Source organism: Limnohabitans sp. Bal53, assembly GCF_003063355.1.
Classification (GTDB): Bacteria; Pseudomonadota; Gammaproteobacteria; order Burkholderiales; family Burkholderiaceae_C; genus Limnohabitans_A.
Genome location: NZ_NESH01000005.1, coordinates 157,981 through 182,082, shown reverse-complemented (window position 1 = coordinate 182,082; position 24,102 = coordinate 157,981). Strand labels below are relative to the sequence as shown.

The following is a 24,102-nucleotide window of genomic DNA, read 5'->3' as shown; positions in this document are numbered from 1 at the left end:
GGACTTGAGCAAGGTCAGTTGTTGACAGGTGACTTAGGGTCCATCAACAAAGCCATCACATCTTTCAACTGCGATTCGGTCAGGCCCTTCAAGTGGCCAAACCGTGGCATGTTGGTGCAAGCGTTATAGGCTTTGGCGTTGTACAACTTACCCCATGTGTATTTCACGATCGCTTCGGAATCTCCGCGCAATTTACCGTAGTGGTAAAGACTGGGACCCAAGGTGCCGTAAGAAATTTCCTTCTTGCTCAACTGGTGGCATGCGTAGCAATTGCCGCCATTGACCGTATCGGCCTTGTTTGACCAAGCCATGCCCCTACCGTTTTGGGCGATCTTCTCGCCCTTGGCCCAATCTCCAAAGTACTGACCGTTGGCAGGGTATTTGACCTTCGCCAACTCTTGCTCTTCAAGACGCTTGCGAGTGGCCTCGCTCAAGTCTTTGCCGGTCAACTCCGCTTCAGAGCAAGCTGCCTGGATTTCATCCTGATTGAGTCGATCAATCGTGGCAATGCCTTTGGTTTGAAACGACGAAAACAACATGTCTTTGGTCATTTTTTTGTAGTCAGTTGGCATCATGGATGCGCAACCAGCCAAAAAGACCGCTGCCACCGGCAGCAAAATGTAAGTGGATTTTTTCATGTGATTACTCCAGTCCTGATCAACGTTTGATGGCAGGGGCCAAAGACTTTACGCCTTTACCATTGACACCCATGTAAACAGACAATGCGATGGTGGCTTCCGAACCAAACTTTGGAGCAGGAAAACGCTGCAGACGCAAGCAATCATCAATTCGTTTCTGCATGGGCCACAACTGAGCGTTGCTGACACGGTATGCAGGCCACGAAGTGAATGCACGGCCAGCTGGCTCGTTCTTGGTCAGGTTAGGGAGGCCTTGAAGACGAATTCGCTTGTCATCTGCGTTGTGACAAGTGGCGCAGGAAAAGTCATAGGGGCCAGCGCGGTAGAAGAAAGCAATCTTGCCTGTTTCGTACATGCGCTTTTCTTCGGGGTGCGACTGAGGCACGTTGACTGGCATGCCTTGCGAAGCTGCCGCCACGTAGGTTGCCAGTGCAATGATGTTTTTGTGATCGCCTTTGTTGTAATCCTGATCTTTGACGTCAATGCCCTGCAAAGTCTTCATGCAGTAGGACAGTCGCACTTCCAAGTCCATGACTTTGTTGGCGTCGGCAAAATAACGAGGAAGACTGACATAAGCACCCTTGACAACACCTGGGCCAAGACCCAAGTCACATTGCTCAAGAGAAGCGTTCTTAGGGCCCGTTTTTTTCTTCCAGAGGGCCTCGCCTTTGGCGTCCCACAGATCAGCGGGATTTCCGTCCGCGATCATTTCACGGTATTTGTCAATGTCTTTCTCAGCCTGAGTTTGGGCCGAAGCCAAACTTGAAAACATCAAAGGCAAAGCAGCCAGAAGGACTGCTGTTTTGTTGTGCTTATTCATTGTCTTCCTCTTTTTAAAAATGAATAAACGCGGCATCTTACGATGACCGCGTTTGCTACCTGGTTCTAAACGATCACGACACCGTGGCTTCGTCTGTGCGGGTTTCGCCCTTGTTGTCTTTCCATGTCACTGCAATTTTGTCACCGGCTTTGGCGCCTTTGACTGCGAACTGCAGGAAAGGGTTCTTGGACACTGCGGGGCCCCACTCAGCCGAGAACACATCCTTGCCGTTGAGCTTGGCTGTGACTTCTTGGATGTACCATGCGGGCACGGTTTTGCCGGAAGCGTCTTTGCGCTGGCCGGATTCCATTTCGTGGCTCATGAGCACACGAACGGTTGCTTTTTCGCCCGATGCTTGGGCACGGATGCGCATTGGATCTGCCATTTTTTTCTCCTAAATCTTTCAATGAATCAATGTGGGTTCGAAGTGAATGTCGGGGATTAACCGCCGCAACCACCCAAAGTGACTTTGACTTCTTTCTTGGCCCACATGGCCTTGCCGTCGTTCATGATGGCCACGGCGTAGACATCAGAAGACTGGCCCATCTTGGCGCGGGTTGTGAAAGCGGCTTCCACAGCATCGGTCACATGGAACATGGCCACCAAAGCGGCTGGGTTCTTCTCGACCAAAATCAACATGTGCTTGACGCCTGCCATAGCTGTGCTGGCACCCAAAGGCACCACAGCACCGTTTTCAGCAATGTCTGGACCGGTGATGGTCACGTCTTTGCTCTCGACCAAGCTGCTGCCACCGGCTGCTTTGATCGCGTCTTGCACCGACTTGGCGTCGAATGCGGCTTTGTTGAATGCTGCGTGGGCGAACTGTGGGAAGCCCGCAGTGGCCAAGAGGCCAGCCACAACAGCTGTTTGCTTGAGTGTCTCGCGACGGTTTTGCATCTGATATCTCCTTGATGATTGATTGATGCTACAGAAACAGGTTCAGCGGTACAACGGGGAAACCCCGAATTACTTGCTGGCCCCCTTGGAAATCCATTCGGCAATTTGCTTGGCATCGGCGTCAGGCAGCGATTGTGCGGGCATAGGGATTTGACCATACACACCCACACCACCGGCCTTGATTTTGCCCACCAAGTAGTCGGTTTTTCCGGCTTGCTTTTTGGCAACTTCATTGAAGCCTGGGCCGACAATTTTCTTGTCCACGCCGTGGCAAGCGGTGCAACTGTACTTGTTCAGGAGTGCAATCGCAGCCTTGGCTTCGTTATTTTCAGGCTTGGCAGCAACCACCGCTGGGGCTGCGGCTGACACTGGCATTCCTGCTTTGGCTTCAGGCTTGGTGGTGTCAGCACCGCGTTGTGGACCCACGATGCGGTTTTGCTCTTGCAAATTGCCGTGGGCATTGCGCGCAAAGTCAGGCAAGAACGAGGCCACTTTTGGCTCTGGCGTGCAGTCCTTCATGCAAATCTTGTTGTTGGTGTCAATCTTTTTGACACCGCCAAATTCATTGCCTGGCCACATCGCATGGGCTGTGGTCATGCCATTGCGGTTGGGCATACGAGCCTGCACTTCAGCGATATTTTTGTCTGACAACACATAGTTCTCAGGCACGATATTCGCCAGGTTCAACAAGAACGCCGTAACGGCATAGACCTCTTCCGTGGTCAATGTCTTGGGGTTGGTCCAAGGCATGGCGCGGTTGATGTAGTCCCACAAAGTCGAGACTGTGGCCACCTTCATGATGGTGGTGCGGCCAGGGTAATCAGTACGGTTCAGATTGGCCACACGACCCGTTTTGATGTCTTCGGCAGTGACGCCACCAATCAAAGGGCTGAAAACTTCGCCAGACTCACCAAAAACACCGTGGCAATGGGCGCATTTGCCCTCCCACACGTCTTGGCCTTTGGCAACCGAACCAGAACCGGCAGGCAAACCCTTGAAGTCAGGGCGCACATCGATGTCCCACTTGGCCACTTCTTTGGGCGTGGCATCTCGGCCCACACCGGGGTATTTGGCGCTTTGTGCGGCGGCCACACCAGCCACCGCCAAGAGTGCAACCGTCAAAACGGCATTACGAAACCTGGACATTTTTCACCTCACCGTTTTCCTGCACCAACCACGACTGGATGGCGTTGTTGTGATAAATCGATCGTGTGCCACGAACACCACGCAGTTGCTGGTATGTGGGCTGCACATGGCCCGTGTCGTCTTGCGCACGGCTTTGAATGATGGCGGGCTTGCCGTCCCACACCCAATCGAGGTTGAAGCGCGACAATGCTTTGGACAACACAGGGGTTTCCAGACGCGCTTGACGCCAGTTGCGACCACCGTCAGTGGACACATCCACGCGCTTGATCTTGCCTTTGCCCGACCAAGCCAGACCGGTGATGTTGTAAAAACCTTTGTCGAGCAAAACTTGACCGCCGGAGGGCGTGGTCACCACACTCTTGACTTCTTGCAAGTTGGAGTACTGACGGTGCAGGCCGCCTGGCTGCAAGTCGATGTAGTGAATCGCTTCGTCTTTGGCGGCATAGGGTTTGTCACCCACTTCGACACGGCGCAGGTACTTGACCCAGCTCACGCCTTGCACGCCAGGCACCACCAAACGCAGGGGGTAGCCGTTTTCAGGGCGCAACATTTCACCGTTTTGACCATAGGCCACGATGACTTCACCCGATGTGATCAGGCTCATGGGGATGGTGCGGGTCATGGACGAACCGTCACCACCTTCGGCCAGCACAAACTTGCCGTTTTTCAGGTCAGCGCCAGCCAACTCGAGCAAGGTGATCAAGGGCACGCCCGTGAATTCGCTGCACGACAACATGCCGTGGGTGTATTGCACTGTTGGCACAGCCACGTTGCCCCACTCGGTAGCGCTGTTGGCGCCGCACTCAATGAAGTGGAAACGCGAGACCGAAGGCAAACGCATGATCTCGTCCATGGTGAACACCATGTTCTTTTTGACCATGCCGTTGATCATGAAACGGTGCTTGGACGGGTCGATGTCCCACCAGCCTTGGTGGTGACGCTCGAAGTGCAAACCGCTCGGGGTGACGATGCCAAACAAGGACTGCAGGGGCGCGAACGACACCGAAGCCTGTGTGGTTTGTGTCAGGCCGGGGCTTTGGCGGCGCTGCAAGTTCGCTTCGAACTTGGAGGGCTTGCCATAACCTTCAACGGCCACACCCTGACCCAGACCCACAGCATGCTCGGGCAAGTTCAGAATATTGGGATCGCCACCTTCGGTGGGCACCGGATTGCCCTGGGCCATGGCCATGGGGGCTGCGGCGCCTGCAGCAGCGGCTGCAAAGGCATTGCGAATGAAATCACGGCGACCTTTTTTGCCTTCGGCAAAGACCTCCTTGATGCCACTTTGGGTCAGGAAGTTTTCAGGTGCTTTTTGCACCCTTCCTGAGTTGATGCTGTCTTCTTTCACACAAACTCCTCGTTTTGAGTTGTCAATTCACGGCAGTGTCGATGGCGACTTGCGTGCACACGGCACGACACACCACCACGGCTGTTTGGTCTGCAATCCGGTAAAACATTTGGGCCCCTTGACGACGTTTACCCAAAATGCCCGACCTGTACATGATGTTCAGGTGCTGGGACATGTTCGGTTGAGCCACGTCAATTTGGTCCAACAATTGCCCTACATTTTTTTCCCCTTGGCACAACTCGCTGATGATTCGCAAGCGAATAGGCGTAGAAAGAACTGCAAACATTTCTGCTGCCTTCTCAAACACCGCTTCGGTCTCGTCACTCATGCGTGATTTGCTGTTAGGTTCGTATATTCGGATGTGCGAATATATACGATAAACAATGAACCTGAATCAGGGATTACACGGAGCATGCATCCTGATCAGGATAAACCCTGATCAGGAACACACTGGCATTGGGTTCAGAACTTCCAGCTGTACTGCACACCCAATGATTGCTGGGACATGCGGATGGTTTCGGTGATGACGTTCGTTTGCATTTGCATGTTGTACATCGATGGACCGGTGACAGTGTTTTTGGGCGCGTACATGTAGGCCCAGGTGAACTCGGCATCCTTGCTCAGGGCATAGGTACCCCCCACGGTGTAGTGCTGCTTGATCACACCGGGCGCCAGAATGTTGAAGGTCACGTTTTCGGGTTTGACCGGATTGGTGCTTTGGTTGTAACCCGCGCGCAACACCATGGTCGGTGTGGCTTGCCACTGCACACCCAGCTTGATCACACTGACGTCAGACCAGCCAAATCCGGGGCCATTGGGCGAGCCCATGGGGTTACCCGCCATCAAATTGCTCATGGGGTTGCCAATCGATGGCACGCCGCTGTAATTGATGCGTGAGTAATCAGCCGCCACCGACAAAGCGGGTGTGACCTGGACGTTCACGCCCAAGGCATAGTTTTCGGGAATGTCAAAAGAGCCCGCACCCGCAAACAAACCCGCGTACTCGTCAAATTTTCCCATCTTGATTTTGGGCGAATAGGTCGCACCGAACTTCAAGGTGTCGCTCAACTGCCCCAGGTAGCCCAAACGAACCCCCAAGCCTGTGCTGCGGTCGGTACCTGTGTTGGTAACTTTCGCTGGATTCACCGACATTTGTGACTGTGGATCAGTCGATGTAAATGCTTGAAGCCCTGTGGCCTTGAACTGCTGCACCACCAAGAGCGGCGACACACCCACAGAATGCTGCGCATCAAGTTTGTAAGCAAAGGTCGGCGCGATGATCAGCTGCATCAAATCGACACCCAACTTGCCCTGCCCACACAGCAAGTTACCTTGATAAGTCGTCACGCCACCGTCGGCAGAACAAGTCACATTGCTACCGGGGTATTCGGTGTTCATGCCGCCATTGCCATAAACAGTGACACCCCAACTTCTGCGGTCATCGATCCGAGCGTTATATGCAAATTCAGGCACCGCAAAGGCACTGCCATCGCTTTTCACGTCGCCTTCAAGCATGCCGCCAAAGCCGGGGGCCGAGCGTGCGGCGCTGCGCTTGGGCATGAATATGTCCACCCCCAGATCGGCGCGGTTACCCGCCCAAACAGACGCAGCCGGGTTGTTGATGCCTGCAAAAGCGTTGTCGGTTACGGCCACTGAAGCGCCGCCCATGCCCTTGGACTTCATGCCAAAGCCGTGCGGAAAGTAACCGTCGGTCGCCCACGCTGCAGAACCCGTGGCCAAAACAGCCGCCACCACGGTGGCGCGCAAAGTGTTGATTTTTTTCATTGATTTCTCCTGTTGATGCCGGATCAGAACTCACCCTTGTGACCGCGTTCCATCATTTCCCAGATGGTGTCGCGCACGGCTTTGGCTTCTTCTTTCAGGGGCGAGGGCAGCTTGCGGCCCATCTTGACCATCATGTCCATGTTGAGGGTGTAGAGCCAGAGGCCGTCCTCTTTTTCCACCATGGAAATGCGGCATGGCAGATAGGCGGCCATGTGAGGACTGAAGTCCACCATCTTGCGGGCCGTGGTGGGTGAGCAGAACGAATAGACCGTGAGGAGCTTTTCTTTTTTGCCGGAGCGGGCTTCAAGCTCTTTGGACAGGGGCAGCGTGCCGACATCCCGCATGTTGCGCTCAGTGGCAACTTGTTTGAGGACCTGTTCAACCTCTTGAGCCGTCACACCCTTCTTGACTTTGCGCTCCCAGGTGGTGGCCACGGCAATGTCACCCTCACCTTCCACCCAGCGGTCCCACATGCGGCTGGCTTCTGAACCTGCGCCCGATTCAAGTTTGCCGAGGGTGCTGATGGTGCCGCAACCGGTGAGCCAGATCGAGCTGGCGAGAACGGCCCATTTCATCCAAGTGAAAGATTTGCGCATTGGTTTTTCTCCTGAGTTCATGCATTGATGCAATCCAGCGAGACACACCATGTGTCGCGATGGATTGACAACCATCATCAATTCCCCAGGAGAAATAAGGAATTAGCAGATACCCTATACCCTATGGGGTAAGGTATTTGTCAGGCAAATCAGTCGCGAGTCCTAAAGACCTCACTTGAACTTGTAATGGTCACGGTTGAGCACCGCAGCGACCGAAGTAACGTCCTCTGGAAACATGCCCAAATTCAGTTCGGTGTTGCATTGCTCCACCATACCGCGCAGTAAGGAAGCATTATTGATGCGTCCCTGCGGTTTGTAGATGGCGCTACCGTTGCCACCGACCTTGGAGACATGGCAAGCCACACACTTGCTTTCGGCGATCAGTTCCTCGCCAAGTTTGTAATCCGCCTCTTTGAAAATAGTGGGCTGCGCATGGGCAAATGTTGCGAAAAAGAAACTGATCCAGACCGCTGCGATCTTGTGGGGGGTTTTCATACGAGTCTCCAATCAAAAAAGCCGCTCAAGGGCAGGCCCTTGAGCGGCAAACAAAAGCCACGAGTACCAATCGAGCTTTCTAAATCATGCCATGTTGTTCAAGTCAATGGGCTTGAAATTATTTGGCACCGGCCAAAATCCACTTGGCCAAAGTCAGGGCATCGGCTTCGCTCAAAGCGGCCTGAGCGGGCATAGGGATAGGACCCCACTTGCCCGAACCACCGGCCTTGATGCTCTTGGCCAAAGTCGCTGCGGCGTCTTTCTGGCTGCCATATTTCTTGGCTACGTCTTGGTAGGAAGGACCCACCACCTTTTTGTCCACGGCATGGCAGGCCATGCAGGCGTTCTTCTTGGCCATGTCCATGTTGGCGAAGGCAGGGGCTGACATCAGGGCGGAGACGGCAGCAGCAGCAAAAATCAGTTTCATGAGAGCTCCATGTGAGGGGGTTTAAATATAACCAGTCGCTAATTTAACCGAAATCAAGGCGCTTTTGTCAAAAAAACGCTTCAGTTCAGGCTCGGGGATTCTACTGAGGCTCAAGCCAATAAAGGCCCAAAGCCATCCCCAAAAAGCGGTCATCGGGCTCAGTCAAAGGTCGGCTGCTCAGGCTTGATCACCGCTTTGCCTGCAGCGGCCCAAGCATCAAAACCTCCTGCAATCGATGAAACGTTCAGATAACCCATGCTCTGCATGGCTTGCGCGGCCAAAGCTGCGCGGCCGCTGGTCTTGCAGTACAGCACCACCTTCAGGTCGCGCCCCGACAAGGCAGGTGTGCCGCTGAGCTTGAACTCCAGCAAACCACGGGGCACCAACACAGCACCCGGCAGGTGGCCAGCAGCAAACTCATCGGCTTCGCGCACATCCAACAAGACATCGGCTTGGCGAATGGCATCTTCGGCGTCTTGCAAGGGGATTTCGCGAACATTGGCCTTGGCTTGCAGGACCAGGTCGTGGGCTGTTTTCATGGTGTCTCCGTTAGGTTCAATCAAGGGGTCTCAGGGTGCCAATTGGGCGTTCAGGGCTTGCAGGCTTTGCACCGACATGCTGCCAGTCAAGGCGTCGAGCTGTAAGCGGGTGAGCAGCAACTCGGTTTGTGCGCGCAGCCAAGCCAGCTCAGCCTGCGCTGCATCGTTTTCGGCTTGCAACAACGCCAACGTGGTGCGGTCGCCCACTTGGCGCCCCAAACGGGTGGCCTCCAGACGTGCCGTACTCGCCTGCCATGAAGCTTTGAGGGCAGCCAAACGGGCGGGCCCGGTCTCCAGCGCCAGCCAAACCGAGCGGGCTTGCTGCTGCGCTTGTTGCACAGCCAAATCCACTTCGGCCGCAGCCCGCGTTTGGGCATCCACCGCTTCTTGCAGTTTGGCGCTGCGCCAGCCGCCCGTGTACAGAGGGACATTCAGGCTCAAGCCCACCATCTGCTGCTTTTGTGTGTTGGTCGATGGGCCAAAGTCACCGTCACCGCTCAAGCGGTCGCGTCCGGCCGAAGCCACCAAATCCAAGGTGACGCCGCCACTGCGTTCGTGCTTTCGCAGCTCCTGACGGGCCACGTCCTGTTGGGCTTTTTGCAAGCGCACGCCCGTATTGGCCTCGCGCACCTGCTCCAGCACTTGCGCCAAAGGGGGCACGGCGGTGACCGCCGCATCGCCCTTGGGTGAAAGTGGCTTCAAAACATCGGCAGCTAGGCGGGTGGAGTCGGTCAGCACACTGCGGGCCATTTGCACTTCGCTGACAGCAGCCAGCAACTGCGCCTTCAGGCCTTCGGCACGGGCAGCGGCCTCGTGCGTGTCGGTGACCGGCAAATCGCCCAAGGCAAAGCGGTCTTTGGCTTCAGTCAGTGAGCGACTCACAGCGGCGTACTGGTTTTTCAGCACCTGTTCCTGGCGCTCGGCCAGCAGCAGATTGAAATACCTTTGCGCTGTGAGCAGCATGAATTGTTGCTGGGCCAGGTCGGCACGCAGCTCGGCCACGCTTGCAGCGGTATTCAACTGCGCTTGCTGAGCCTGGCGCTCGGGACTGTAGAGCGGCTGCTTGGCCTGCAGCGACCAACGCGTGGAGGTGGCCGCATTGGCCGAGGTGGCGAATCCACCTGTACCGCCCATTGAAAACTGGGCTCCAGTCGTGCTGGTATCGGCCGACATGGCGCCCACGGTGGCGCTGCCCATCAGCACAGGTCGCCACAAAGCTTGGGCTTGCGCTTCAAAGGCTTGCACCGATGAGCGCGTGGCGGCCACCACCTGCATTTGCGGGTCGTGCGCACGCGCCAGCTCCCAGGTTTTCACCAAATCCAGAGCCTGCACAGAAGGGGTGGCCAGCAGGGCCGCCAGCACCCAGCCGCTCAGGGGCCGGGGTTTGAACAAGGGCGAACGCATGGTGGGCATGGCGGTCAGATCAGCAGCCGCACTCGACGCCGAATTTGCGCAAGATGGTCTCCATCAAGCACCACTTGGTCAGGGCGCTTTGCAGCAAATTCAAACCCACAAAAGCGGTGAAAGCCAACCACCACTCGTTCACAAAAACAGGGCTGGCCTGCACGCCCAAAGCCAAAGACAACAAGACAAAAAAGCCTGCGACCAAACGAACGATTTGCCAAGATTTCATGATGATTTACTCCAGTTGATGAACGAAAAAATAACTCAAGCGCCGAACTTTTTGCGGTACGCCACGTAATACAGAGTGGGGATGACGACCAGCGTCAGGACCGTGGACACAAAGATGCCAAAGATCAAGGAGATGGCCAAGCCATTGAAAATCGGATCATCCAAGATGAAGAAGGCACCGATCATGGCCGCCAGGCCTGTGAGCATGATGGGCTGGGCACGGGTGATGGCCGATTGCACAATCGCCCGCTTGAAGTCCATGCCGCTGTTCACTTGCAGGTTGATGAAGTCCACCAACAAGATCGAGTTGCGCACGATGATGCCCGCCAGCGCGATCATGCCGATCATGCTGGTGGCGGTGTATTGGGCGTGGAGCAAGGCGTGGCCTGGCATCACCCCAATGATGGTCAGCGGAATGGGCGCCATGATGATCAGCGGCGTGAGGTAGGAGCCAAACTGCGCGACCACCAGCAGATAGATCAGGATCAGGCCCACACCATAGGCTGCGCCCATGTCGCGGAAGGTCTCATAGGTGATTTGCGACTCGCCATCCCACTTGATGCTGTAGCCGCGCCAAGCGTCGTCGGGCTGGCTGATGAAGTACTCTTCAATCCGCTCACCGTCCGGGCCGATGATCTGGGTCACGTCACCACGCATCTTGAACAAACCGTACAAGGGACTGTCCACTTTGCCAGCCATGTCGGCGTTGACGAAGTTCACGGGCATCATGTCTTTGTGAATGATGGGCTGCTCGCGCAAGGTATCGCTCACCGTGACCAGCTCGCGCATGGCCACCACCTTGCCTGTGGCGCTTTTCACACCCAGCTGCAGCAAAGCGTCCAGATCGCCATGCAAGGTCTCAGGCAGCTGGATCAAGGCGGGCACCGGGTACTTGCTGCCGTCGTGCAAATAGGTCACCGACTCGCCCGCCAAACCGGCACGCAGTGTGGTCACGATGGCTTGTTGCGACACGCCCAACACGGCCGCTTTGCGGCGGTCAACCAGCAGCAGTTTGCGCGGCGCATCGGCAATCGAGCTGTCGTCGATGTCCACCACGCCTTCGGTCTTTTCAAACACGGCGCGCACCGACTGAGCCACCTGGCGGCGACCTTCGGCGTCAGGCCCATAAATCTCGGCCACGATGGGCGACATCACGGGGGGGCCCGGTGGCACTTCGACCACTTTGACATTGGCACCGTGTTTGCGACCGATCTCTTGCAAAGCCGGACGCACACGCGTGGCAATCACATGGCTCTTGTCGCTGCGCTCGGATTTGCCCACCAGATTCACCTGGATGTCACCCAGCTCAGCGCCTGCACGCAGGTAGTACTGGCGCACCAGACCGTTGAAGTTGATGGGCGAAGCCGTGCCCACATAGGCTTGGTAATGCCTGACCTCGGGCACGGTGGCCAAGTGGCCACCCAGCTCGCGCATCACAGCAGCGGTTTTCTCAAGCGGTGTGCCCGCAGGCATGTCCACCACCACCTGAAACTCCGACTTGTCGTCAAAGGGCAGCATCTTGAGCATGACCAGACCCGTGGCAGGCAAAACCAAAGACAAGGCAATCAGACCCGCCACACCCAGCCCCAGAAGCTTGCGGTTACGCCCACCCGATTGGGTGTCGAGCAAAGGCTTGAAGATTTTTTCGAACAGCGGTTCGAGCTTGGCGCTCAGACCGCTGTGGCCGCCACCCGTTGAATTCTCGTCGTGCGCATGGCCAGACGGCTTCATCCACATGCCCGACAACCAAGGCGTGATGACAAAGGCAATGGCCAACGACAACAACATGCCCAAGCTGGCATTGATTGGAATCGGGCTCATGTAAGGACCCATCAGGCCGCTCACAAAGGCCATGGGCAACAGGGCCGCAATCACGGTGAAGGTGGCCAAGATGGTGGGGCCACCGACTTCGTCCACCGCACCGGGGATGATCTCGCGGATGGTTTTGCCGGGGTACAGCTGCTGCTGGCGGTGGATGTTCTCCACCACCACGATCGCGTCGTCCACCAAAATGCCGATGGAAAAGATCAGGGCAAACAGCGACACACGGTTGAGCGTGAAGCCCCAGGCCCAAGAGGCGAACAAGGTCGCGGTCAGCGTCAAGACAACGGCCACGCCCACGATGGCAGCTTCGCGTCGGCCCAGCGCCATGAACACCAGCGCCACCACCGAAGCGGTGGCAAACAGCAGTTTCTGAATCAGTTTTTGTGCCTTGTCGTTGGCGGTTTCACCGTAGTTGCGGGTCTCCACCACCTGCACGTTGTCGGGGATCACCGTGCCTTGCAGCGTTTCGACACGGCTCTTGACGCCATTGGCCACATCGATGGCGTTTTCACCCGACTTTTTGGTGATCGACAGCGTCACGGCGGCGAACTCTTCGCCACCGTTTTGGGCATTGTTGCCGTGCCAGACATAACGCTCGGCGGGCATGGGGCCGTCTTTCACGTCTGCCACGTCTTTCAAGAAGACAGGCTTGCCCTGCACCACTTGCACGACCAGTTCGGCCACGTCGCTGGCTTGCGTCAGGTGTGGGCCGGCTTCGATGGCCACGCTCTGGTTGGCACCCAACAATTCACCCACGGGCAGGCCCAAATTGGCCGACTGCAAGGCCATGCGCAAGTCGTGCACCGTGACGCCCGAGCCGTTCATGCGCTGCGGGTCAATCTGCACCAACACCGCGCGGCGCGGGCCACCGATGGTGACCACATCGCGGGTGCCGGGCACGCGTTTGATGTCGGCCTCGATGCTGTGCGCCACGCGCTCCAGATCAAAGGCGCTCACGTCTGCGGTTTTTCCGTGCAAGGTCAGGGACAAGATGGGCACATCGTCGATGCCTTTGGGCTTGATCAAAGGCTCAGGCAGACCTAAGTTGGTGGGCAACCAGTCGGCGTTTTCGCGAATCGTGTCGTGCAACTTGACCAGCGCCTCGGTGCGCGGCACACCCACCTTGAACTGCACCGTCAGGATGGCCACGCCGGGGCGAGAGACCGAATACACATGCTCGACACCCGCGATCTTGGAGAGTACCTGCTCGGCCGGGATGGCCACCATTTGCTCCACTTCGCGCACCGACGCACCCGGGAAAGGCGCGATCACGTTGGCCATGGTCACGTTGATTTGCGGCTCTTCCTCGCGGGGCGTCACCATCACGGCAAACACGCCCAGCAAAAACGCCACCAGCGCCAGCAAGGGCGTGATCTGCGCACTCTGGAAGGCCGCTGCGATGCGGCCCGAAATGCCCATTTTTTGTTCGCTCATGGGTGTCGCTTTCAGAGTTTCTTGCCAAGGGTGGCGGGTTCGGTCACCACCTGCTCACCCGCGCTCACACCCGACAACACCTCGACGGTCTGCCCCGTGGTGCGACCCAAGCGAACCTGGCGCAAACGCGGTTGGCCTTGTGCATCCTTCACGTAAACCCCCGTCATCTCGGCGCGGCGCACGATGGCTGTGAGCGGCAAGAAGACGCGGCCCGCTGGGGCTGCATCCTTGGCACCGTTCTGAGCCGCAGCGCTGGCCGAGCTGCCAGGCACCCAAACCCGGGCGAACATGCCGGGCACCAAGCCCTCAACCCCTGCAGGCAAAGCCAAGCGCAACTGTGCGGTGTGCGTCACCGGGTCCACTGCGGGCAGCAATTGCACGCTGGCCGCGGCCACGCTGGTGTGGCCTGCGATCTCGTAACGCACAGCTTTCAACTGGTTGCGAACACCTGGAATCATCGACTGCGGCACGGCTGCACTCACGCGCAAAGCCGAGGGATCGTGCAAGGTCACCAAGGGGCGGCCCGGCATGGCCATGTCACCCAAAGTGACAGGCACATCGGTCACCACGCCATGAAAAGGGGCACGCACGCTGAAGAAACCCGTCTGGGTTTGGGCCGCGCGGGTTTGGGCTTGCTGGGCCTGCACCTGGGCCTGGGCTGCGTCGTACTGGGCTTGAGCGCGTTCGAGTGCGCCTTGGCTGATGTATTGCTTCTGGAAAAGTTGCTTTTGGCGGTCAAGCTCTTTACTGGCCACACGCAAATTGGCCTGTGCGGCTTCGAGCTGGGCAGTGCTGCCGACCACATTTTGCTGGGCGGCGCTGGCGTCGATGCGCAGCAATTCTTGGCCGGCACGCACCCTGTCACCGGCCTTCACGTTCAAACTGACGATGGCCCCTGGGACCTGGGCCGACAAAGTGGCTTGGCGCACCGCCTCGACCACCGCGTCCAAACTCGCCTCTTGGGCACCCGCCGCGCTGGCTTGAGCGGCCACACTTTTGACCGCTGCCGCATCGGCATTGGCCCAAACCGGGGCGCTGGTCAAGCCTGCAAAAGCCATGGCCGCAGCCAAAATTGATCGTCTGTTCATCCAAGCTTCTCCATCAAACCGTTGATTTTGCACATTTGGTTGTTTGCGCACATGCGCAATGATACAATTAATTCCATCACCACGTCAAACAGTGTTCGTCATTGTTGAGATTTGTTGTGTAATGGAGCGCCCATGAAAGACCTGCCAGCCAAAGCACTCGAACAGATTGCCGCCTATTTTCAGGCGCTGTCGGAGCCCACACGCCTGCAAATCCTGAACCTGCTGCGCGACGTCGAGCACAACGTGGGCGAATTGGCCCAACTGTCGGGTTACTCGTCAGCCAACGTGTCGCGCCACCTGTCTTACCTGGCGCAACACGGCATTGTCGAGCGCGAAAGCCGAGGCGCGAGTGTGTTTTACAAAGTGAGCGATCCGTCCATCTACGCCCTGTGCGATCTGGTCTGCGCCAACATCGCGCGGCAATACGAACAAACCTCTAGCGACCGGGCCCTGTTTACTCCGGGCTGAACCCATCGCCGCTCATGGCCAGGGCATTTGGGCCATTCGCCTGCCGGCCCGTCTCTTGCCCGCCAATTTCAAGCCTCATCGCAAAAAGCTATCATGATGCTCCAACGGCTCCGCCATCTCATCAGGGGCCAATCAGGAGACCTGCATGAGCCGCATCGTGAACGCCGAGAAAAAGAAAAACCTGTGCGCCCGCCTGGCCCGCATTGAGGGCCAACTGCGGGGTTTGCAAAAACTCATCGAAGGCGATGCCGATTGCGAGAAAATCGCCCAACAAATGGCCGCTGCCCGCAAGGCACTCGACAAATCCTTTTTCTCCATGGTCGGCTGCATGATCGAGCAGGGCGACCAGTCGCCCGAGCACGTGGCAGAAATGCTGACCAAGTTCGCCTGAAATCAGGGTGCAGTCCGCTCAGGACTTGAGCACCACCCCATCGGCATCGAGCACCCTGACCTGAATCGGGATGCCCTGCCCCACGCTTTGGGTCACCGTGCAAAAGCCTTCAAACTGACCCAGCACACGTTCGAGCTGCTCAAGTTGGGCGGCGCTTACCCCCAAGTGCAAAGTGGCCACCATCTCGAGCACGCGCATGCGGCCGTCTGCGTTGCGGCCCACTTGGGCTTGCACCTCGCAGCGCAAAGGCTCGGGCGCTTGCTTGAATTTGCGCAAGGCAAACAGCAGTGAATCGCTCAGGCAATTGCCCACTGCAGCACACAGCAACTGCACGGGCGATGGCCCCAAACCCGTGCCCAATGGCGCGGGCTCGTCGCTGGTCAGCACCGGCATGCTGTCGTCAAAACGGATGTCAAAACGGTAATCGTGCTGCTGGGTCAGCGTGACAGAGATCAGTTTTCACTCATGGTTCAGCCCTGCGGCACTTGCAGGTCATCCCAGGCCTTCACGGCTTCTGCGGCATACATCAAGGCCGGACCGCCGCCCATGTACACACAGACCGCCAGCATTTCCTCCAACTCGGCTCGTGTGGCCCCGAGTTTGATCAAGGCTTTGACGTGAAAACCGATGCAACCCGAGCAGCGCTGCGTCACACCAATGGCCAAAGCCATCAGTTCCTTGTGTTTGGTACTCAATGCGCCCTCGGCCATGGCCGCCTGGGCCAATTGGCCAAAACCTTTCATCGCATCGGGCTGGCTTTTGCGAAAAGGCACCAGGCACTCGTTGATGTCTTGCATCAAGCCGGGGTGGTCAAACGTACTCATGGGACTTACCTTTCAAACGGAGACGACAAACTGAACCCAGACCCGGTGCATTGGGATGCACCCAAAGGCCTTATATAAGTCTCAGTTTATATCCGCCACTGAAATCCCAATTTGCTCTACATCAAGATTTGGACGGTCCTACCAAATCTTGCGGCTTGACCATGGGCCAGCCGCGCTTGGCCCACTCGCTCATGCCGCCGTTGACATAACGGATGTTGGTGAAGCCTTGCTCTTGCAGGGCTTCGGTCACGGCACGCGAGCGGTTTTGGGTGTTGCAGATCAACAAAACTGGTTGGTCGGCTTGCTTCGGGATCTCGGCCACGCGCTGCGCCACCTGGCTCATCGGCAGCAAGACCACGCCTTGTGCCACACCCGTGGCGTGCTCTTGGGGCTCACGGATGTCGATCATCAACACCTTGCCCGCCTCGTACTCGGCACGGGCTTGCTCCAGAGATACGTTGGGTAGTGCCACTTCAGGGCTACAAGCTTGCAATCCCAGAACAATCGTGATCCCACACAAAAAACGCTTCAAGCTTGTAGACATTCAATGACCTTCGTTTATATCAGCGGCAAATTATATTTCCACCTCGGTTGACCCTCAGTGACCTCGAAAAGGCAAAACCTTTCGGGAAATCTCCGTTCCGATTCAACCCAATGGGCCCCAGTGGTCCAAGGTCACAGCTTGACCTATAGGATGCGATCCAGATCCAGATCCAGACAAGACCGACAACAAAGACATGCCGTGAATCTGCCAGCACACACTCAAGCACTCTCTAGCCAACTGTCTCGGCACATGGTGCGCGAACTGCGCTCCGATCACGCGGGCGAGACTGGGGCCGTCTACATCTACCAGGGCATCAGGGCCGTGGCCCGCTGGCGCAAAGATGCCGAGTTGCTGGCCTTTGCCAAAGAACACGGCGACACCGAAGCCGAACACCTGCGACTGCTCGAATCTTGGTTGCCCGCTTACTCCCCGAGTCGCTTGCTGCTGCCTTGGCGCTTGGCGGGTTGGCTGACCGGGGCGCTGCCCGCGCTGTTCGGCCGCCGCGCCGTGTACGGCACCATCGCCGCGGTCGAGACCTTTGTGGATGTGCATTACCAACAGCAAATAGACCACCTGCAGGTGCACGGCGGCCCCGAAGGCCTGCTCCCTTTACTGCTGCGCTGCCAAGCCGACGAACAGCACCACCGCGACGAAGCCGCAGCCCTGGCAGGCTCGCACACCCCCTGGCTGCTGCGCCTGTGGTGTGTGGTGGTCGGCTCGGGCTCAGCGGCTGCGGTGGTCTTGGCCCGGCGCGTTTAGCGGGGCGGCTTCACGCAAATCAATGCCCTCGTGTTGCGCGATTTTTTCGAGAGCGTTTTCAAACAAGCTGCGGGCGGAGCCGGAGATGGCGCGCAAATACGAATGCAGATGGGCGTCTTCGGTGTTCTTGTTCAGGCACTCCTGGCTGTAGGCCTCAAAACTGGCCAGCTGCGCGATCAGCTCGGCCACGTGCTTGGGGCACTCGCACAAGACATTGGTGGAAATGCCCGCCACGCGCCGCAAGGTGTCGTCCGAGTATTTACGTCCGGCAATCACCGAGCCCTGGTGACCATAAGCTTGGGCCCGGTCGCGGTCCACAAACAAAATCGACTGCAGCAATTCGGCCAGCTCGCTGTCCGAGATCGGGTCACGGCGGACCGTCAAACCCGCCAGCTTCATGTTTTGCACGATCTTGTCGGGTGCGAAGTGGTAGAGCACGATGGTCTGCGCAAACGGCTGGCGCTGCACCAGCGCCTGGATCGACTCGAACACCGAGTCTTGCAAGGAGTTGACCTTGATCAGCAGCACTTGCGGCTTGTCTGACAAAGGCGCTTGACGCGCAGCGGCCAAATCATCGAGCACATCGGTGACTTGGATGCGGTGCTGGCTCAACACGGCAGCAAATTGTCGTGACTCGATGCGGTTGGCCAAGCCCAAACCCACCACCGCCAAACACACGGGCTGGGCCAAGGCCTGAGGGGCCTGCGCTTGATGGTCAGGGTGGCACAACTGGCGCAACTGGGTCAGATCCAGACGGGCAATGCTGCCAATGCCATGCCCCGCAGCCGACAGCTGTTTGAGCAAAAGTGCCTTGGACACATCGTGTTCGGCAAACAGGCGCTGGTTGCCCTCGGACTTGACGGGGGTGAACGCCCCATACCGTGTTTGCCAAATGCGCAGGGTGGAGACCGGAATGTCGGTGGCCTTGGAGACGGCACCGATGCGGTAGAGCGGTGACTGAGCGCTGGGAATGTGGGGCACAGAGGCTTTCTTTGTTCAGGTATTGCGTAGATCTTATGTCGAAATACTCTAAAAAACCAAAAAACCATAGATCTGAGGAGTTATTGGCCGCAAAATTCTCCTCACTGGGGGTTCAACACATGATCTCAAACAAAACCATCAACGCCATGGATGTGTGCGTATTCATCGCTGCGCAGCAAAACTTGGGCCGCGTCTCCACGACCGAATTGGCCCAGCGGCTGCATCTGTCCGTCTCCAATTTGGAAAGCATCCTCAAACCGCTCAAAGACCATCAAATCGTGACGTCACGCAAAGGCCCGGGCGGCGGCTATGAAATCCGGGGCGACCTGGCGCTGATCACGATGTGGGACATCGCGTCTGTTTTTGAACCCACCCTGACTCAACAAGGCGGCGATGAACAAGCCATTGAGGCTGCTGACTACGAGTGGGGACTTGAAAAGGTGATCGTCGACACGCTGAGCCAGGCTGCTTTGTCCGATTTTGTACCTGTGCAGTCACTTCAAACACACGTTGAAACACCTGTCATCAACCGCTTCAAGTTCAAACCCCTGGCCACCCCCCTGCTGCCCAAGGCCCCCAACTCGGTGTTTCAGTGGCACATGGCGGTGTAGGTTCTGGTAGCCTTGCCGCAGGAAGGAAACCCCCATGAGTACATTCAACAACCCCCAACAAACCTGGAACCAACGCTTTGCTGCCGAGCACTATGTCTTTGGCGAAGCGCCCAATGCGTATTTGTTATCCCAAGCGGCGCACCTGTCACCCGGCAACGCGCTGGCCGTGGCCGATGGCGAGGGCCGAAACGGCGTGTGGTTGGCGCAACAAGGCCTGCAGGTCGACGCCTTTGATTTTTCGGACAATGCCATCCGCAAAGCCCATGCTTTGGCCCAAAACCGTCAAGTGGCCGTGAACTTTGTTTGCAGCGACTGGCAGTCGTTTGACTGGCAGCCTGCGCATTACGACAACTTGGTGGGCATCTTTTTTCAGTTCGCCACACCCGAGGAGCGGGCTGCCCTGTTTGCGCGCATGCTCAGCAGCCTCAAGCCCGGTGGCACCCTGATCATCCAGGGCTACACGCCGCGCCAGCTGGACTTCAACACGGGCGGCCCCGGCAAATTGGCGCACCTGTATGACGAATCCCTGATGCTGGACGCCTTTGGCGAACTGGACATCCTGGACCTGCGCACTTACGAGGCCGAGATCAACGAAGGCACAGGACACCAGGGCATGTCGGGTCTGCTGGGTCTGACCGCGCGCAAGCGCCTGGGTTGACTTGCTGCTGGCGGCATTGGGGACTTTGTAAAAAAAGGGGGCTCCTGTGACAGAGCCCCCCAATCAGGATGTGAGTACCAAACACACCCTTAACCACGATCATTTAACTGTATAAGAAATCACTTCATTCGCATTGATCTGTCTCATGCCGTGTAACGAGCGGCCATGGTATCGAGGTTGACAGGGCGGATTTTGTGGGCCTGGCCAGCGCAGCCAAAAGCCTCAAAACGGGCCTTCACAATGCCCGCTGCCGCTTTTTTCGCAGCGGCCAAAGCTTTGCGTGGATCGAACTCCGAAGGCTGTTGTGCAAACACCTGGCGCATGGCACCGGTCATGGCCAAACGGATGTCGGTGTCGATATTGACCTTGCGCACACCGCTTTGGATGCCACGCACGATCTCTTCAACTGGCACACCATAGGTTTCCTTGATGTCGCCGCCATATTGGCGAATGATCTGCAACCACTCTTGCGGCACGCTGGAGCTGCCGTGCATCACCAAGTGGGTGTTGGGAATGGCCGCGTGAATGGCAGCAATGCGGTCCATGGCCAAGATGTCGCCTGTAGGTGGTCGGGTGAACTTGTACGCGCCATGGCTGGTGCCAATCGCAATGGCCAACGCATCCACACCGGTTTGGGCCACAAAATCCTTGGCCTGTTCTGGGTCGGTCAGCATCTGGTCGTGGCTGAGTTTGCCTTCGGCACCCACACCGTCTTCCTCACCCGCTTCGCCGGTTTCCAAAGAGCCGAGGCATCCCAATTCGCCCTCGACCGACACGCCCACAGCATGGGCCATCTCGCAGACTTTTTGTGTCACACCCACGTTGTACTCGTAGCTGGCGGGCGTCTTGGCGTCGGCCATGAGCGAGCCGTCCATCATCACACTCGAAAAGCCCGAACGGATGGACTGCTGGCACTGCGCGGGCGTGGCGCCGTGGTCTTGGTGCAAGACCACCGGAATGTCAGGGTGCGTCTCAATGGCGGCCAGCACCAAATGGCGCAAATACGCCTCACCCGCGTATTTGCGGGCCCCGGCAGAAGCTTGCAAGATGACTGGACTGTCGGTGGCTTGCGCCGCCTCCATGATGGCCTGCACCTGTTCGAGGTTGTTGACGTTGAAAGCGGGAATGCCGTAGCCAAACTCGGCCGCGTGGTCGAGTACCTGGCGCAATGAAACCAATGCCATGAAAATTCTCCAAAAAAATAAAAACTACAGTGTTCAGCAACTCATTCTGCTGCCGTGCGCTGACTCAAAATCTCAAACGCAGGCAAGGTTTTGCCTTCGAGCACCTCGAGGAAAGCGCCGCCGCCCGTGGAGATGTAGCCCACGTCATTCTCGATGCCGTACTTGGCGATCGCCGCTAAGGTGTCGCCACCACCAGCAATGCTGAACGCACTGGACTGGGCCACGGCGTCTGCAATGGCTTTGGTGCCGCCTTCGAAGGCCGCGAACTCGAACACCCCCACGGGGCCGTTCCACACGATGGTGCCGGCCTTCATGAGTTGCGCGGCCAGTTTGGCGGCGGTCTCTGGGCCGATGTCCAGGATCAGATCGTCGTCGGCCACGTCCGTGGCGCGCTTGACCGTGGCCACCGCGTCGGGGCTGAAAGTCTTGGCCGTCACCACATCGGTCGGGATCGGCACCTCGGCACCGCGTGCCTTCATGGCGGCGATGACCGCTGTGGCCTCGCCCACCAAGTCGGGCTCGGCCAAGCTCTTGCCGATCTTCAGGCCGGCGGCCAGCATGAAGGTGTTGGCGATCCCGCCACCCACGATCAAACCGTCCACGTTCTTGGCCAGGCTTTGCAAAATGGTCAGCTTGGTGCTCACCTTGGAGCCCGCCACGATGGCAATCAGTGGGCGTTTGGGCGCGGCCAAAGCTTTGGAAATCGCGTCCATCTCAGCGGCCAGCAAAGGGCCGGCGCTGGCGATGGGCGCAAAGCGAGCGATGCCGTGGGTCGTGCCCTCGGCGCGGTGCGCGGTGCCAAAGGCATCGTTCACATAGATATCGCACAGCGCGGCCATTTGGCGCGACAGGGCTTCGTCGTTTTTCTTCTCGCCTTTGTTGACGCGGCAGTTCTCGAGCAAGACCACTTGGCCGGGCTGCACGTCCACACCGCCGACCCAGTTGGCCACCAGCGGCACGTCGCGGCCGAGCAACTCGCTCAGTCGCTTGGCCACAGGGGCCAGCGAATCTTCGGGCTTGAACTCACCCTCGGTCGGGCGGCCCAAGTGGCTCGTGACCATCACGGCCGCACCGGCATCCAATGCCATCTGGATGCAAGGCACGCTGGCGCGGATGCGGGTGTCTTCGGTGATGCTGCCGTCGTCGGCTTGCGGCACGTTCAGATCGGCTCGGATGAACACGCGCTTGCCGGCGGCAAAGCCGTTGGCGCACACATCAGAAAATCGCAGGAAATGCATGTCTGCCTCCCGATCAATGGGTGCCGACGTGCTTGACGAAGCGCATCATGTTGCAGGTGTAGCCGTACTCGTTGTCGTACCATGCCACAACCTTGACAAAGGTCTTGTCCAAAGCGATGCCCGCGTCGGCATCAAAAATGGAGGGCATGGAACAACCGCGAAAGTCGGTGGACACGACCTTGTCGGTGGTGTAACCCAACACGCCTTTGAGTGCACCTTCGGAGGCGGCTTTCATGGCCTTGCAGATGTCGTCGTAGCTGGCTTCTTTGTTCAGCTCGACCGTCAAGTCCACCACCGACACGTCGGAGGTCGGCACACGGAAGGCCATGCCGGTGAGCTTTTTGTTCAGCTCAGGCAAGACCACGCCCACAGCCTTGGCCGCACCAGTGCTGGAGGGAATGATGTTTTCCAAGATGCCGCGGCCACCGCGCCAGTCTTTGCTCGAAGGGCTGTCCACGGTTTTTTGGGTGGCAGTGGCGGCGTGTACCGTGGTCATCAAACCGCGTTTGATGCCGAAGTTGTCGTTGAGCACCTTGGCCACAGGAGCCAAACAGTTGGTGGTGCAAGACGCGGCCGACACAATGGCTTGGCCTGCGTAGCTGCTGTGGTTGACGCCGTAGACGAACATGGGGGTGTCGTCTTTGGAAGGCGCAGACTGCACCACTTTTTTCGCGCCCGCATTGATGTGTGCTTGGCAGGTGTCACCGGTCAAGAAGAAGCCAGTGGCTTCCACCACCACGTCTACACCCACGTCGCCCCACTTGAGGTTGGCGGGGTCACGCTCAGCGGTCAATCGGATCTTTTTGCCATTGACCACGAGGTCTTTGCCGTCAACGGCCACAGAGCCATCGAAGCGGCCGTGCACCGAGTCAAACTGCAACATGTAAGCCAAGTAGTCGGGCTCGAGCAAGTCGTTGATCGCAACGACTTCAATGTCTTTGAATTCAGCTTCTTGCGTGACGGCGCGAAACACCATGCGGCCGATGCGGCCAAATCCGTTGATACCGATGCGAATGGTCATGAAAAGTTCTCTCTTTCTCTGTCTTTCAGTTCAAAATAAAAATCAAGGCAAGATGGCCCGGCACATGCTTCACAACAGCGCCGAAAAATCCTCAATGACGCGGTCAGGTGAGCACGTGTGCACCGACTCGCCCATGTTGTAGCCATAGGGCAGCAACCAGACGGGCACACCCGCATTGCGAGCAGTTGCAGCGTCGATCGACGAGTCCCCCACAAACAGGGCTTGTGTGGCCTTCAGGTCCCAACGCTTCAAGCAGTCCACCACGCTGGTGGGATCGGGCTTTTTGACTGGGAAGGTGTCGCCGCTGACCACCACATCAAAGGCCTCATGAAGCCCGTGTACGCGCAGCACCGTGTCGGTGTAGCGGCCTTCCTTGTTGGTCACCACCGCCAGCTTGCAGCCTCGCGTACGCAGCGCCGCGAGCACTTCGCGCACCTGTGGGTACAGGTTGCTGCGTGTGCCACAACGGTCTTGGTAGTAGCGGTCAAAAATCGGCAGCGCCTGCTTCAGGTCAGCCCCTTGCCGCACGGCGGCCACCGGGGTCTGGGTGACGCTGGCCAGCGCCTGAATCAACAGCTCTTTGGTGCCGTGACCGATCCAGTCGTTGACTTGCTGTTGTGATACCTCGGGCCAATCGAAATAGCGCAAGGTGTCGTTCACTGCGTCGGCGATTTCGGGCGCGGTCTCGACCAAGGTGCCGTCGAGGTCAAAAAAATAGGCTTGTGGTGTTGGCATTTTTTCTCTTTCCAGTGGG

Annotated in this window: 29 protein-coding genes; 5 read left to right on the top strand and 24 right to left on the bottom strand. The window is 57.8% G+C overall.

Translation table 11 applies throughout. The features are described from left to right. Positions 1-14: 14 nt before the first annotated feature. The 16 genes from soxX to B9Z50_RS13735 form a co-directional block, all read right to left on the bottom strand. Positions 15-638: a sulfur oxidation c-type cytochrome SoxX gene (soxX, locus tag B9Z50_RS13810; RefSeq protein ID WP_108365295.1), complete on the bottom strand. Its 624-nt coding sequence runs from the start codon at positions 636-638 to the stop codon at positions 15-17. A gap of 19 nt (positions 639-657) precedes the next feature. Then, complete coding sequence (soxA, locus tag B9Z50_RS13805; RefSeq protein ID WP_108365293.1) at positions 658-1,458, bottom strand: sulfur oxidation c-type cytochrome SoxA; 801 nt, start codon at positions 1,456-1,458, stop codon at positions 658-660. A gap of 73 nt (positions 1,459-1,531) precedes the next feature. Next, positions 1,532-1,843 (bottom strand): thiosulfate oxidation carrier complex protein SoxZ, encoded by a 312-nt coding sequence (gene soxZ, locus B9Z50_RS13800; protein WP_199221746.1) that lies wholly within the window; start codon positions 1,841-1,843, stop codon positions 1,532-1,534. 56 nt (positions 1,844-1,899) lie between these two features. Continuing rightward, a complete protein-coding gene (gene soxY / locus B9Z50_RS13795) occupies positions 1,900-2,355 on the bottom strand; it encodes a thiosulfate oxidation carrier protein SoxY (RefSeq protein ID WP_108365289.1) in 456 nt (151 codons plus the stop codon). 69 nt (positions 2,356-2,424) lie between these two features. After that, a complete protein-coding gene (locus B9Z50_RS13790; RefSeq protein ID WP_108365287.1) occupies positions 2,425-3,501 on the bottom strand; it encodes a c-type cytochrome in 1,077 nt (358 codons plus the stop codon). Beyond that, on the bottom strand, positions 3,485-4,849 hold the full coding sequence (gene soxC, locus B9Z50_RS13785; RefSeq protein ID WP_233249881.1) for a sulfite dehydrogenase: 1,365 nt from the start codon (positions 4,847-4,849) through the stop codon (positions 3,485-3,487). Before soxC ends, B9Z50_RS13790 begins: the two co-directional genes overlap by 17 nt. Positions 4,850-4,871: 22 nt before the next feature. Beyond that, complete coding sequence (locus tag B9Z50_RS13780) at positions 4,872-5,177, bottom strand: helix-turn-helix transcriptional regulator (RefSeq protein WP_108365285.1); 306 nt, start codon at positions 5,175-5,177, stop codon at positions 4,872-4,874. A 134-nt stretch (positions 5,178-5,311) separates the two neighbouring features. After that, the gene (locus tag B9Z50_RS13775; RefSeq protein ID WP_108365283.1) at positions 5,312-6,634 is read right to left on the bottom strand and encodes an OmpP1/FadL family transporter; all 1,323 of its coding nucleotides are present in this window, start codon (positions 6,632-6,634) and stop codon (positions 5,312-5,314) included. A gap of 23 nt (positions 6,635-6,657) precedes the next feature. Then, complete coding sequence (locus B9Z50_RS13770) at positions 6,658-7,230, bottom strand: DUF302 domain-containing protein (protein ID WP_108365281.1); 573 nt, start codon at positions 7,228-7,230, stop codon at positions 6,658-6,660. Between the two features lie 171 nt (positions 7,231-7,401). After that, a complete protein-coding gene (locus tag B9Z50_RS13765) occupies positions 7,402-7,725 on the bottom strand; it encodes a hypothetical protein (RefSeq protein WP_108365279.1) in 324 nt (107 codons plus the stop codon). 118 nt (positions 7,726-7,843) lie between these two features. Next, on the bottom strand, positions 7,844-8,152 hold the full coding sequence (locus tag B9Z50_RS13760) for a c-type cytochrome (RefSeq protein ID WP_108365277.1): 309 nt from the start codon (positions 8,150-8,152) through the stop codon (positions 7,844-7,846). Positions 8,153-8,310: 158 nt separating this feature from the next. After that, positions 8,311-8,691, bottom strand: coding sequence for a rhodanese-like domain-containing protein (locus B9Z50_RS13755; RefSeq protein ID WP_108365275.1), 381 nt, complete (start codon positions 8,689-8,691; stop codon positions 8,311-8,313). A 30-nt stretch (positions 8,692-8,721) separates the two neighbouring features. Continuing rightward, positions 8,722-10,104, bottom strand: a complete 1,383-nt coding sequence (locus B9Z50_RS13750; protein WP_233249880.1) for a TolC family protein — start codon at positions 10,102-10,104, stop codon at positions 8,722-8,724. Positions 10,105-10,114: 10 nt separating this feature from the next. Next, on the bottom strand, positions 10,115-10,324 hold the full coding sequence (locus B9Z50_RS13745) for a DUF2892 domain-containing protein (protein WP_108365273.1): 210 nt from the start codon (positions 10,322-10,324) through the stop codon (positions 10,115-10,117). Positions 10,325-10,359: 35 nt separating this feature from the next. Continuing rightward, the gene (locus B9Z50_RS13740; RefSeq protein ID WP_108365271.1) at positions 10,360-13,581 is read right to left on the bottom strand and encodes an efflux RND transporter permease subunit; all 3,222 of its coding nucleotides are present in this window, start codon (positions 13,579-13,581) and stop codon (positions 10,360-10,362) included. An 11-nt stretch (positions 13,582-13,592) separates the two neighbouring features. Continuing rightward, entirely contained in the window at positions 13,593-14,669 is a 1,077-nt protein-coding gene (locus B9Z50_RS13735) for an efflux RND transporter periplasmic adaptor subunit (protein WP_108365269.1), read from the bottom strand. 132 nt (positions 14,670-14,801) lie between these two features. Here B9Z50_RS13735 and B9Z50_RS13730 point away from each other — a divergent pair, with 132 nt between their 5' ends. Both B9Z50_RS13730 and B9Z50_RS13725 read left to right on the top strand, forming a co-directional pair. After that, positions 14,802-15,137, top strand: coding sequence for a helix-turn-helix transcriptional regulator (locus B9Z50_RS13730; RefSeq protein ID WP_108365267.1), 336 nt, complete (start codon positions 14,802-14,804; stop codon positions 15,135-15,137). A 145-nt stretch (positions 15,138-15,282) separates the two neighbouring features. Beyond that, a complete protein-coding gene (locus B9Z50_RS13725; protein ID WP_108365265.1) occupies positions 15,283-15,528 on the top strand; it encodes a metal-sensitive transcriptional regulator in 246 nt (81 codons plus the stop codon). An 18-nt stretch (positions 15,529-15,546) separates the two neighbouring features. Here the strand turns inward: B9Z50_RS13725 and B9Z50_RS13720 are convergent, their stop codons facing one another. From B9Z50_RS13720 to B9Z50_RS13710, 3 genes are all read right to left on the bottom strand, one after another. Continuing rightward, on the bottom strand, positions 15,547-15,921 hold the full coding sequence (locus tag B9Z50_RS13720) for an OsmC family protein (RefSeq protein ID WP_233249879.1): 375 nt from the start codon (positions 15,919-15,921) through the stop codon (positions 15,547-15,549). A gap of 77 nt (positions 15,922-15,998) precedes the next feature. Next, a complete protein-coding gene (locus B9Z50_RS13715) occupies positions 15,999-16,352 on the bottom strand; it encodes a carboxymuconolactone decarboxylase family protein (RefSeq protein WP_108365261.1) in 354 nt (117 codons plus the stop codon). Between the two features lie 121 nt (positions 16,353-16,473). Next, the gene (locus B9Z50_RS13710; protein ID WP_233249878.1) at positions 16,474-16,824 is read right to left on the bottom strand and encodes a rhodanese-like domain-containing protein; all 351 of its coding nucleotides are present in this window, start codon (positions 16,822-16,824) and stop codon (positions 16,474-16,476) included. Between the two features lie 270 nt (positions 16,825-17,094). Here B9Z50_RS13710 and B9Z50_RS13705 point away from each other — a divergent pair, with 270 nt between their 5' ends. Beyond that, positions 17,095-17,655 (top strand): demethoxyubiquinone hydroxylase family protein, encoded by a 561-nt coding sequence (locus tag B9Z50_RS13705; protein ID WP_233249877.1) that lies wholly within the window; start codon positions 17,095-17,097, stop codon positions 17,653-17,655. Here the strand turns inward: B9Z50_RS13705 and B9Z50_RS13700 are convergent. Beyond that, a complete protein-coding gene (locus tag B9Z50_RS13700; RefSeq protein ID WP_108365255.1) occupies positions 17,620-18,636 on the bottom strand; it encodes a MerR family transcriptional regulator in 1,017 nt (338 codons plus the stop codon). The two genes, B9Z50_RS13705 and B9Z50_RS13700, sit on opposite strands and share 36 nt — an antisense overlap. A 119-nt stretch (positions 18,637-18,755) precedes the next feature. Here B9Z50_RS13700 and B9Z50_RS13695 point away from each other — a divergent pair, with 119 nt between their 5' ends. Next, positions 18,756-19,247 carry an Rrf2 family transcriptional regulator gene (locus tag B9Z50_RS13695; RefSeq protein WP_158270687.1) on the top strand — a complete coding sequence of 164 codons (492 nt, stop codon included), beginning with the start codon at positions 18,756-18,758 and terminating at the stop codon, positions 19,245-19,247. 34 nt (positions 19,248-19,281) lie between these two features. Then, complete coding sequence (locus B9Z50_RS13690) at positions 19,282-19,905, top strand: bifunctional 2-polyprenyl-6-hydroxyphenol methylase/3-demethylubiquinol 3-O-methyltransferase UbiG (protein WP_108365251.1); 624 nt, start codon at positions 19,282-19,284, stop codon at positions 19,903-19,905. A 143-nt stretch (positions 19,906-20,048) separates the two neighbouring features. Here the strand turns inward: B9Z50_RS13690 and fba are convergent, their stop codons facing one another. From fba to gph, 4 genes are all read right to left on the bottom strand, one after another. Then, entirely contained in the window at positions 20,049-21,089 is a 1,041-nt protein-coding gene (gene fba / locus B9Z50_RS13685) for a class II fructose-bisphosphate aldolase (RefSeq protein WP_108365249.1), read from the bottom strand. Between the two features lie 41 nt (positions 21,090-21,130). Continuing rightward, positions 21,131-22,327 (bottom strand): phosphoglycerate kinase, encoded by a 1,197-nt coding sequence (locus tag B9Z50_RS13680; protein ID WP_108365247.1) that lies wholly within the window; start codon positions 22,325-22,327, stop codon positions 21,131-21,133. Between the two features lie 13 nt (positions 22,328-22,340). After that, positions 22,341-23,348, bottom strand: a complete 1,008-nt coding sequence (gene gap, locus B9Z50_RS13675) for a type I glyceraldehyde-3-phosphate dehydrogenase (RefSeq protein ID WP_108365245.1) — start codon at positions 23,346-23,348, stop codon at positions 22,341-22,343. A 69-nt stretch (positions 23,349-23,417) separates the two neighbouring features. Next, positions 23,418-24,083, bottom strand: coding sequence for a phosphoglycolate phosphatase (gph, locus tag B9Z50_RS13670; protein WP_108365243.1), 666 nt, complete (start codon positions 24,081-24,083; stop codon positions 23,418-23,420). Positions 24,084-24,102: the final 19 nt, after the last annotated feature.

Bases quoted from the DNA above. Each gene is read 5' to 3' on its own strand.
- B9Z50_RS13775 (WP_108365283.1), bottom strand. From the start codon at position 6,634: ATGAAAAAAATCAACACTTTGCGCGCCACCGTGGTGGCGGCTGTTTTG.
- B9Z50_RS13680 (WP_108365247.1), bottom strand. From the start codon at position 22,327: ATGCATTTCCTGCGATTTTCTGATGTGTGCGCCAACGGCTTTGCCGCC.
- B9Z50_RS13780 (WP_108365285.1), bottom strand. From the start codon at position 5,177: ATGAGTGACGAGACCGAAGCGGTGTTTGAGAAGGCAGCAGAAATGTTT.
- B9Z50_RS13790 (WP_108365287.1), bottom strand. From the start codon at position 3,501: ATGTCCAGGTTTCGTAATGCCGTTTTGACGGTTGCACTCTTGGCGGTG.
- soxY (WP_108365289.1), bottom strand. From the start codon at position 2,355: ATGCAAAACCGTCGCGAGACACTCAAGCAAACAGCTGTTGTGGCTGGC.
- gph (WP_108365243.1), bottom strand. From the start codon at position 24,083: ATGCCAACACCACAAGCCTATTTTTTTGACCTCGACGGCACCTTGGTC.
- B9Z50_RS13735 (WP_108365269.1), bottom strand. From the start codon at position 14,669: ATGAACAGACGATCAATTTTGGCTGCGGCCATGGCTTTTGCAGGCTTG.
- B9Z50_RS13755 (WP_108365275.1), bottom strand. From the start codon at position 8,691: ATGAAAACAGCCCACGACCTGGTCCTGCAAGCCAAGGCCAATGTTCGC.
- soxZ (WP_199221746.1), bottom strand. From the start codon at position 1,843: ATGGCAGATCCAATGCGCATCCGTGCCCAAGCATCGGGCGAAAAAGCA.
- B9Z50_RS13740 (WP_108365271.1), bottom strand. From the start codon at position 13,581: ATGAGCGAACAAAAAATGGGCATTTCGGGCCGCATCGCAGCGGCCTTC.
- B9Z50_RS13765 (WP_108365279.1), bottom strand. From the start codon at position 7,725: ATGAAAACCCCCCACAAGATCGCAGCGGTCTGGATCAGTTTCTTTTTC.
- B9Z50_RS13760 (WP_108365277.1), bottom strand. From the start codon at position 8,152: ATGAAACTGATTTTTGCTGCTGCTGCCGTCTCCGCCCTGATGTCAGCC.
- soxX (WP_108365295.1), bottom strand. From the start codon at position 638: ATGAAAAAATCCACTTACATTTTGCTGCCGGTGGCAGCGGTCTTTTTG.
- gap (WP_108365245.1), bottom strand. From the start codon at position 23,348: ATGACCATTCGCATCGGTATCAACGGATTTGGCCGCATCGGCCGCATG.
- B9Z50_RS13770 (WP_108365281.1), bottom strand. From the start codon at position 7,230: ATGCGCAAATCTTTCACTTGGATGAAATGGGCCGTTCTCGCCAGCTCG.
- B9Z50_RS13715 (WP_108365261.1), bottom strand. From the start codon at position 16,352: ATGAGTACGTTTGACCACCCCGGCTTGATGCAAGACATCAACGAGTGC.
- fba (WP_108365249.1), bottom strand. From the start codon at position 21,089: ATGGCATTGGTTTCATTGCGCCAGGTACTCGACCACGCGGCCGAGTTT.
- B9Z50_RS13730 (WP_108365267.1), top strand. From the start codon at position 14,802: ATGAAAGACCTGCCAGCCAAAGCACTCGAACAGATTGCCGCCTATTTT.
- soxA (WP_108365293.1), bottom strand. From the start codon at position 1,458: ATGAATAAGCACAACAAAACAGCAGTCCTTCTGGCTGCTTTGCCTTTG.
- B9Z50_RS13690 (WP_108365251.1), top strand. From the start codon at position 19,282: ATGAGTACATTCAACAACCCCCAACAAACCTGGAACCAACGCTTTGCT.
- B9Z50_RS13750 (WP_233249880.1), bottom strand. From the start codon at position 10,104: ATGCCCACCATGCGTTCGCCCTTGTTCAAACCCCGGCCCCTGAGCGGC.
- B9Z50_RS13725 (WP_108365265.1), top strand. From the start codon at position 15,283: ATGAGCCGCATCGTGAACGCCGAGAAAAAGAAAAACCTGTGCGCCCGC.
- B9Z50_RS13720 (WP_233249879.1), bottom strand. From the start codon at position 15,921: ATGCCGGTGCTGACCAGCGACGAGCCCGCGCCATTGGGCACGGGTTTG.
- B9Z50_RS13695 (WP_158270687.1), top strand. From the start codon at position 18,756: ATGATCTCAAACAAAACCATCAACGCCATGGATGTGTGCGTATTCATC.
- B9Z50_RS13745 (WP_108365273.1), bottom strand. From the start codon at position 10,324: ATGAAATCTTGGCAAATCGTTCGTTTGGTCGCAGGCTTTTTTGTCTTG.